We start from the raw sequence: 9,698 nt of genomic DNA on the forward strand, positions 1-9,698 counted from the left end.
TTTTTAACTTTACAGGATAGCTTATGATTATTTGAAGTTCTGCGGCTTTGATATAGCTTCTGTGCTATCTCAGCATTATAGTCACTATTTATACTAGTGCGATTAAGTTCCTTTTTTATAGCTCTTTCACTATAGCCAATTTTATTGGCTATTTGAGATGTTTGGTATCCTAATTTAAGTAATTCTTCTATGCAATATCTATTTGAAAGAGTTAAGTGCTTTGGCATTTTTTAGTTCCTTATCGTTTATTTTAGTTTCGTCAAAACCTAATAAACTATATTTGGAACTCTCTTTCAACTATTTAAAACTTTCAGAATACAATCTAGCAATCAAAAACAAGGACATAATAATTTACAAATTCAAGAGATTAACCAGCTTTTATCAAATAAAAAAATATCAACATAAGTCTATTTAAAAGATAGTAAATAAGTGTTACGATTTAGGGTTACATTAATGGAGTAAGTATTTTAAGAATACTTTCTGCGATCAGGCTACCTCTGCTTGTGGTCATATGCTGTGTGCTTTGAGTAGAGTCAGCTAATATTTTGTCAGCCCACTGATATATTTTTTCGACATCGTTCTTACTATATAGAAAAGTAGCAATTTCATAATTCAAAAATAAGCTACGATTATCTAAATTAACAGAACCAAGCATAGCGATATTATTATCTATTAACACGGCTTTTGCATGGATCATATTCTTTGTAAAATGAACATCAATATCATTTGCTAGAAAATCTCTTATATAACTAGCTCTAGCACGATCAACTAATTGATGATTAGATTTTTTAGGTGTAATAATTTTGACATCTATGCCTTTCTTTTTCGCTAGTATAATTGAGTGGTATAGTTCAGCAGATGGTATTAGATATGGAGTTATTATCCAGAGCTTTTCTTTGGCTGAATTAATAGCTGTAATAAGACCAGAATATAGTTGATCTTCCTGTAAGTCTGGTCCTGAAGGTATTACTTGAACAAAATCTTCCTGAGAAATAGTGTTTTCAATTTTAAATTCAAGTTCTTCATTTGTAGCAAAGTGCCAGTCTGAGCAAAAAACTTTAAGAAAATATGCTAATGAATCTCCTTGGATTTTAAATAAAATATCATCCCACATTCCTTCATGCTCAATTGGCGACATATATTCATCACCTATATTCATACCGCCACTAAATACAGTTTGATTATCAAAAATATATATTTTACGATGATTTCTATAGTTAATATAGTTACGTAATGGATTTGATATTACCGGCATAAAAAATACAACTTGAGCACCTAATTTACGTAAGTTTTTAAAGATTTTTCTATTGTGGAGATATATATAGAATGATCCTAAAGAATCTATCATCATTTTAACTTCAACACCTTCAGCAGCTTTTTGTTCTAATGCTCTTATCACAAGCTTTGATGTAGTATCATTTTTGATAATATATGTTTGAATATAAATACTATGTTTGGCTGATTTTATAGCCTCTATAAATACTTCAAATGATTTTGTTCCATCAGTATAAATATCAAACGAGTTTTTCATAGTTAGAGTAGACAACTCAAGATTTGAAAATGTTCTAATGACACTAACAGGTAAGTCCTGACAACTATTTTGATATATACATGATTTATCAAATGATTTGGTATCATCCATACTCATAGCATTTTTTTGCCAAAATTTACGCTTATCCTTGCGCTGAAAAATAAAAAAGAATGGAATCGCGATGTAAGGAATAAAAAGTATAGCTAATAGCCATGCTAATATATTTGATGGTGATTTTTTGTCAACAATAAGTTTTAAGACTACAAAAATAGTAAAAGCTTGGCATATAAACAAAATTGTATTTGCTTCTAAAATATATACCAGACTATTTAGGAAGTTTTCCATGGTAAAACTAAATAAAAGAAATATAAGAAAAATTTTATCATAATGATAGCAATCTATATAGCTATGTTATGTTGACCAAATTTTTTAGTGATAAGTAAAATTATAATGGAAATGACAGCTACGGTTAATATTAGATATAGAGGCGTTAATATGTATCCTTTAGCAATACCTAAGCTCGCTAAAGCCAAAAAAGCACCATTAAACACTGCAAAAACTAATATTATAACTAAAACCTAATCCACTAGCTCGTACTCCTGGCGTAAATAGAGTGCTCGCATAATTAGATGCTACTCCAACAACAAGTCCCATAAAGATATTGTTAATAAGCATTATTTCTAAAAGATATTTTGAGTTAGTTATAACACTATAGTAGAAAAAGCTTCCAAATATCATTAAGCCTAAAGCACCAATCAAAAGTATACGTAAAGGTGTAAATTTATCAGCGAGATATCCTGCAGGTATAGAAACTACTGAAAAAACAAAAAGATTAATAAGTATTAAACTAGGTCCATTTTCTATATGATTTAGCTGAAAGTAAGTTGGTAAATATAATGAGAAAAAACCAACTACCATAGCAAATATTGAGACTGCAGCTGTTGCTCTTACGATTGCGAGCTTTTCTGTTTTGAATAAATCAATTAATGGAACTTTGTGATGATCTTTCTTATTTAAAAAAGTGTTGGTTTCATGTATCTCTTTTCTAAAAAAATAACTAATAATAGCAGCAAGGTTACCAAACATAAAAGCTACGCGCCAAGCATAATCATCAGTAAGAAAATGAGTTGTTATAATCTTTGTAATCTCTGCAAAGAAAATACCAAAGTTAATAAAGCAAAAAATAATTCCACAAGCAAGACCGCCATTTTTAACTAAAGATTCCTTCACAAAAACTACAGCACTTGGAATCTCGCCACCAATTGCTGCTCCTTGGATAATTCGTAGTACTACAAATAAGTAATGTAAGCCAATATACCTGCATTCTGATATGAAGGTAGTAATGCTATCAAAAAAGACGCTAGACCCATAAATAGTATTGTAAGAATAAATGATTTTTTACGTCCATATCTATCAACGATATGTCCAAATAATATTCCACCAAATGGCCTAGCAAAATAACCTACTGCAAAAACTGTAAATGCAGAGAGCGCTTGTAATGCAGCAGACCCTTCTGGTGGGAAAAATGTCTTGCCTAAGACGATTGCAAACATACCAAATATGACAAAGTCATAAAATTCTAACATTCCACCAATGCTTGTCAGCAAAATCGTTTTAAAATCATCTTTTTTAAGCATATTTAATTAAGTATAATTAGAGTCTAACTGTATCTATGATAGCGAAAATGCTAGTAATTTGAAATCATGAAAATTGAAAATGTGGCTAAAAGGAAAGTCCAAAAAGGACAGAAACTTTTGCCTAATATAAAAAATATAATCTTGGTTGCATCTGGTAAGGGTGGTGTTGGTAAATCGACTGTTACGGCTAATCTTGCAGTTAGTTTCGCAAAGATGGGGGCTAATGTTGGTATATTAGATGCTGATATCTATGGTCCTAGCCAACCAACATTATTTGATCTGAAACAGAACCCTAATACAACAGATAAGAAAAAGATTATTCCGTTGGAAAAATACGGAGTTAAGATGATTTCTATAGGAAATCTAATAGACTCTGAATCAGCAGTAATTTGGCGTGGTCCTATTGTATCTAGAGCTTTGATGCAACTTTTGAATGATACTGACTGGGGAGATCTTGATTATTTATTTTTAGACTTGCCACCTGGAACAGGAGATATCCAGCTTACTATCTCTAAAAATATGCCTGTAACAGGAGCTGTAATCGTTACGACACCACAAGACTTATCACTAATTGATGCAAGAAGAGCGTTAGCAATGTTTCAAAAAGTTGATATAAAAACTCTTGGTGTCATAGAGAATATGAGTTACTATATTTGTCCGAAATGTGGTAATAATGATCATATCTTTGGTGAAGATGGTGCTCATCTATTGTGTGGTAAAAATAACATTGAATTTTTAGGAAATTTACCACTACATAAATCGATCTGTGAAAATGCTGACAGTGGAAAACCATATGTCAGTTTAGATAAAGATGATGCTATCAATACTAGCTATATGACTGTTGCTGAAAATATTATAAATGAAATTGAAAAACTACCTAAAGCGAGTAGTTTAGATTCTATTGGTGTTAAATTAGAAAATTAAGAGAGAAATAATAGTAATGACTATAAAATCAGATAAATGGATCAAAAAAATGTCTCAAGAGCATAATATGATAGAACCTTTTGAGGCAGGACAAATTAAATTTTCAAATAACCAAAAAATTGTTTCTTATGGAACTTCAAGTTATGGGTACGATGTACGTTGTGCTGATGAGTTTAAAATATTTACAAATATAAACTCTTCAATAGTTGATCCTAAAAATTTTAATGATAAAAATTTTGTCGATTTTAAAGGAGATGTTTGTATTATTCCTCCTAATTCATTTGCATTAGCTCGTACAGTTGAGAAATTCAAAATCCCAAGAAATACTCTAGTAGTCTGTTTAGGTAAATCTACCTATGCTAGGTGTGGAATTATTGTTAATGTAACTCCTCTTGAACCAGAATGGGAAGGCTATGTAACACTAGAATTCTCAAATACTACGCCATTACCAGCTAAAATATATGCTAATGAGGGTGTAGCTCAGATGCTGTTTTTCCAATCAGATGAAGAGTGTGAAACTTCTTATGCAGATAAGGGTGGTAAATACCAAGGTCAGGTAGGTGTTACATTGCCTAAGTGTTAGTTTTTAGATTATCTATTCTACCTCTAATATCCTGGAATGCCCTTAAACCAAATAAGTGCATACTTGCATAAATATAATCAAAGATTCCTGCTTGTATAGCTTCATAGTTAGCCCATACTGTATCTGTTGTATACATATATAGCTGGATTGGTAAACCTTTCTCGGTAGGTTGTAATTCTCTTACAATAAACAACCAACCTGGCTCTGTATGAATTTTTGGATGATCTTTCAGATAGTGTTCTAAGTATTTTCTAAACAATGTTGTATTAATTAATTCATCCTTATTACAAGAGTTTATAATATCATCCATGTAATTTAGTTTTCTTAAATTATCAAGAGTTTCTGCATTACAAAACTTGATACTATCAACATCAATATTAAAAGACCTTTTGATCTGTCTACCACCCATTTCAAACATTCCACGCCAATTTTTGACGCTATTTGTGATTAATGAGTAAGTAGGGATATTGTAAATTGTCTTATCAAATCCTCTAATTTTTACAGTATTAATAGATATTTCTTGGACAGTTCCCTCAACCCCTAATGACTGTATACTTATCCAATCACCGACTCTAACCATATCCAAAGCTGCTACTTGTATATTAGTAGCAAAACCCAAAATTGTATCTTTAAACACTAGCATTAATACAGCTGATAGTGCGCCTAATCCTGTTAAGAAAGCAATAGGTGATTTATTTAGTAACAGTGATATTACTAATATTGTACCCACTAGATATAATAAGATCTTTACTACTTGAGCATAGCTTTTTAGAGAATAATATTTAAATTCATGTAGGGATTGAAAATAGCTAAAAATAGCATCAATCAAAGATATGAAAAAAGAAATTATTGATATTGTAATATATACCTCAGCTATCAGCTGGATAAAAGAAACTAATTGTTCAATCCAAGGGTAAGTAGTACTACTTAAAAATCCAATTACAATATATATAAAAACAGCAGGAGCTATATGTGCTAACTTATCAAAAATTTTGTTTTTGATAAGTGACTTACCCAATGATGAATTTGCTTTAAAAAAAATTCTTTCTGCTAATGATGATATATATTTACTAATTATCTTATTTATTATCCAAGAAAATAATAAAATGGCTAACAAAAATACTATAAAAATCAATATAGCTACTGATGTTGAATTATTAATTAATTCCATATAGTACGCTTTTAACAAATCCATTATATTAATTCCTTTAGTTTCTATTTAGTTTCTTTACTTGGCAATAATTCTGCTATTTGAAGGACTATTCTTGTTAGTAAGTCAGATTGTAGATAATCCCAAATTCTTAATAATAGATTATTTTGTGCTAATTGAGTAGTTGCGTTTGATTGCCAGAACATCTGAGCATTAACAGTAGTATCAGGAACTACAGGAGTTTTAACCTTAGGTTTAACAACATTATATGTTATCGTATAAATAGCAAGGAATGTATTATTTGATGCACCACCTACAACACTAGTGATTTGAGTATTTTTCGTAGCTCCTTGAATATTTATTATATAGTCGGCGTCTTTTTCTTCACTTTTATTTCTTAATACAGTTGCCTGATAGCCAATAAGTCTACGTCTTAACTCATTAATTAAACTAGTCGGTGCGCTACCTGCATTATAGATATAAAACTTAGTATCAACTAAGCTGCTAAAATTTCCAGCATTACCATTTGCAAGATCTCCACGTAGGTGAAAACCACAACTAGATAAAAATGCAGCTATTACTAATAAAAATAAAGTTTTGGTATAGTTTTTTATCATTGTGTATACCTATTTGACTACAATATTAATTAATTTTTGAGGCACATATATAACTTTGACTATTTGTTTATCTTCGATAAAAGTTTTAATATGCTCATCAGATAATACCTCTTGTTCAACTTGCTCTTTTGTTAATGAGGCATCTAATTCAAGTTTTACTTTAACTTTACCGTTAATTTGTACAACTAATAAAAACTCGTCCTTCTCAAGAGCTATGTCATCAATAGTAGGAAATTGTGTATGCAAAATATCTTCACCTAAGCCAACTTCTTGCCATAAATAATGACAAATATGTGGTGTAAAAGGTGATAATATTCTTAATAAAATACTAAAACCCTCTAACTTAACACTATCAGATAAATTATCATAATTGTTAAGCGTATTTAAAATTTTCATACATGCTGAAACAACTGTATTAAATTGACTTTTATCAAAATCAAAAATAGCTTGTTTTAAATTAGCATATATTTCATAACGAGCTTTCTTATCATTCTTTGATAATTTAGTTACATCTATAATTATATTTTTAGCTAAGATTTCTTTGTTTGTATAAGCATAATTATATACTTTACGCAAAAACTTATTAGCACCATCAACTCCAGTATCAGACCACTCAAGTGATTGCTCAGGAGGTGCTGCAAACATACTAAATAATCTAACAGTATCTGCCCCATATTTATCGATAAGCTCTTGGGGATCTACAGTATTTCCTTTCGATTTAGACATTTTGGCACCATCTTTTAGCACCATACCTTGAGTAAGTAAGTTTTTAAATGGTTCATCAGATGTAACTAGTCCTTGATCTCTCATTAATTTATGGAAAAATCTTGCATATAAAAGATGCATAATAGCATGCTCAATACCACCAATATACTTATCAACTGGTAGCCAATAATTAGCTTCTTCACTTAACATCTTATCAGCAGTAGGGCATGTATATCTTGCATAATACCAAGATGATTCAAAGAATGTATCAAATGTATCTGTTTCTCTAGTTGCTGGTTTACCACAATTTGGACATGCTACATTTAAAAATTCTGGTATATCTTTAAGTGGAGAGCCTGCTTCTGTAAGAGTTACATTAGTTGGTAATTTAACTGGTAAATTTTCTTCTTTTTCTGGTACTAATCCACAATCATTACAATGGATCATAGGAATAGGACAGCCCCAATATCTTTGACGTGAAATACCCCAATCATGAATCCTAAAGTTTGTAGTTTCATAACCTTTATCATTGTCAAAAAGATATTTTTTAATCGCTTGATAAGCAGATTTAAAATTTAAACCATCAAATTCACCTGAATTAATCAAAATACCTTTTTCAGTAAATGCTTCTTTATCTAAGTCTAATTTTGACTTATTATCACTAGGCTTAATAACTTGTTTTAAAGCAATATTATATTTCTGTGCAAATTCCCAATCTCTTTGATCATGTGCAGGGACTGACATTACAGCTCCAGAACCGTATCCCATAAGTACAAAGTTTGCAACCCATACATCTACACTTTGACCAGTGATAGGATGAGTTACCTTTATAGAAGTTTTAAAGCCTTTCTTTTCTTGAGTTGCTAAATCAGCTTCCATAGTAGAGATTCTTTTACACTCATCTATGAATGATTTTAATTGAAAGTTTGTTTTTGCTTCTTCAAGAGCAAGAGGGTGCTCAGGTGCTATACCTAGATAGCCAACTCCCATAAGAGTATCTGGACGAGTTGTAAATACTTCAATTTCCTTATCAGAGTCTTGAGTTTTAAACTTAACAGTCAGACCTTTTGATTTACCAATCCAGTTAGTTTGCATAGTCTTCACAGCTTCTGGCCAACCATCTAATTGATTAATATCTTTTAGAAGCTCATCTGCATAATCAGTAATCTTTAAGAACCATTGTGGAATCTCTTTCTTTTCAATTAGAGCTCCTGATCTCCAGCCTCTACCATCTACAACTTGCTCATTCGCTAAAACAGTTTGATCAACAGGATCCCAGTTTACAACTGAGTTTTTGCGATATGCCAAGCCTTTTTTGTAAAGTTGGATAAAGAACCATTGTTCCCATTTATAATAACTTTCATCACAAGTCGCTATTTCTCTAGACCAATCAAAGCTAAACCCAAGAGAATCCAACTGCGATCTCATATATGCAATATTACTTTTTGTCCACTCATAAGGAGATTTTTTGTGTTTTATTGCAGCATTTTCGGCAGGTAATCCAAATGCATCCCAACCCATAGGATGAAGAATATTTTTACCTTGCATCTTTTGGTATCTTGCAATTACATCTCCAATCGTATAATTACGCACATGTCCCATATGAAGGGTACCACTTGGATATGGTAGCATTGATAAGCAATAAAATTTTTCTTTATTCTTATCTTCTACAGCTTTAAAAGAATTATTTTCACGCCAATATTTTTGAGCTTGTTGCTCGATCTGAGTAAAGTTATATTCGCTCATTTAGATATTAATTCCACTTAATAATTTATTGAAATATAATTGCTTAAGTTTAAGTGAAAACATCATAAATATCTAGATGTTCATCTGCTTTAAAAACTCTTTTCTAATCAAGAAATAACAATAATTTTTTAAATGCCATATCAAATTCTCTTTATTGAAAATATATTTTTTTATCACAGTAATAGGATGACTTATATATAAGCTAGATAGTATTCTCAATGTTTATAGAGATACCAAAATGTACTTCATTAGGTGTCAAGTAATTTGAACATTTCTTAGGTCTATTATTCAAGTCTATCTGTAACTTTCTAATGTATTGATGAGATATATTGTTAAAGTTAGTACCTTTAGATATAAATTGTCTGATATACCTATTCATGTTTTCATTAGTACCTCTTTGCCAAGGACTGTATGGATCAGCAAAGAATACTTTGATGCCAGTCTTGCTAGTTAGCTTCTTATGTTTAGCAAACTCTTTACCATTATCAAATGTAGCTGTTAATATTTTATGACCATTAGATACTTTGTACAATATTCTATTGATTGAATTAGCTGTTCTATCTATAGACTTGGCTAAAATAGTAAATCTGCTAGCTCTATCGACCATTGTTACAATAGCACTTTTATGGTCTTTACCAACAATAGTGTCACCTTCAAAGTGATAAAGATTTTTTCTATTATTAGCACTGCTAGGTCTTTCAGAAATACTCGCTCTATCCTTTATCTTAACTTGTTTAGAGTCACCTTCTTTTTTGTATTTATATTGTCTAGCTTTGAAAAATAATAAGTGTCTAAGCTTTAACTT

The 9,698-nt window shown here is 30.7% G+C and carries 8 protein-coding genes and 1 pseudogene; 2 read left to right on the top strand and 7 right to left on the bottom strand.

Features of this window, described 5'->3' with window-relative positions:
* The 3 genes and pseudogenes from F8C69_RS06730 to F8C69_RS06740 form a co-directional block, all read right to left on the bottom strand.
* A partial coding sequence (locus F8C69_RS06730) for a helix-turn-helix domain-containing protein (RefSeq protein WP_159184567.1) occupies positions 1-227 on the bottom strand: 227 nt, incomplete at its 3' end.
* A gap of 218 nt (positions 228-445) precedes the next feature.
* Positions 446-1,876: a cardiolipin synthase gene (gene cls, locus F8C69_RS06735; RefSeq protein WP_159184669.1), complete on the bottom strand. Its 1,431-nt coding sequence runs from the start codon at positions 1,874-1,876 to the stop codon at positions 446-448.
* A gap of 53 nt (positions 1,877-1,929) precedes the next feature.
* A pseudogene (locus F8C69_RS06740) lies at positions 1,930-3,168 on the bottom strand (MFS transporter).
* Positions 3,169-3,231: 63 nt separating this feature from the next.
* On the opposite strand from F8C69_RS06740, the gene F8C69_RS06745 reads away from it, so the two are divergent.
* Both F8C69_RS06745 and dcd read left to right on the top strand, forming a co-directional pair.
* Complete coding sequence (locus F8C69_RS06745) at positions 3,232-4,092, top strand: Mrp/NBP35 family ATP-binding protein (protein ID WP_159184675.1); 861 nt, start codon at positions 3,232-3,234, stop codon at positions 4,090-4,092.
* A 16-nt stretch (positions 4,093-4,108) separates the two neighbouring features.
* Positions 4,109-4,675: a dCTP deaminase gene (dcd, locus tag F8C69_RS06750; protein WP_159184670.1), complete on the top strand. Its 567-nt coding sequence runs from the start codon at positions 4,109-4,111 to the stop codon at positions 4,673-4,675.
* On the opposite strand, the gene F8C69_RS06755 is transcribed toward dcd, so the two are convergent.
* The 4 genes from F8C69_RS06755 to F8C69_RS06770 form a co-directional block, all read right to left on the bottom strand.
* Positions 4,665-5,870, bottom strand: coding sequence for a mechanosensitive ion channel family protein (locus F8C69_RS06755; protein WP_159184671.1), 1,206 nt, complete (start codon positions 5,868-5,870; stop codon positions 4,665-4,667). The genes dcd and F8C69_RS06755 overlap by 11 nt on opposite strands.
* 20 nt (positions 5,871-5,890) lie before the next feature.
* Positions 5,891-6,442: an LPS-assembly lipoprotein LptE gene (locus F8C69_RS06760; RefSeq protein ID WP_159184672.1), complete on the bottom strand. Its 552-nt coding sequence runs from the start codon at positions 6,440-6,442 to the stop codon at positions 5,891-5,893.
* Between the two features lie 9 nt (positions 6,443-6,451).
* A complete protein-coding gene (leuS, locus tag F8C69_RS06765; protein ID WP_159184673.1) occupies positions 6,452-8,893 on the bottom strand; it encodes a leucine--tRNA ligase in 2,442 nt (813 codons plus the stop codon).
* Between the two features lie 202 nt (positions 8,894-9,095).
* Positions 9,096-9,698 (bottom strand): IS30 family transposase (locus F8C69_RS06770; RefSeq protein WP_159184674.1); only part of this gene is annotated, 603 nt, incomplete at its 5' end.

The organism is Francisella noatunensis subsp. noatunensis (assembly GCF_009823375.1).
GTDB classification, from domain to species: Bacteria; Pseudomonadota; Gammaproteobacteria; order Francisellales; family Francisellaceae; genus Francisella; species Francisella noatunensis.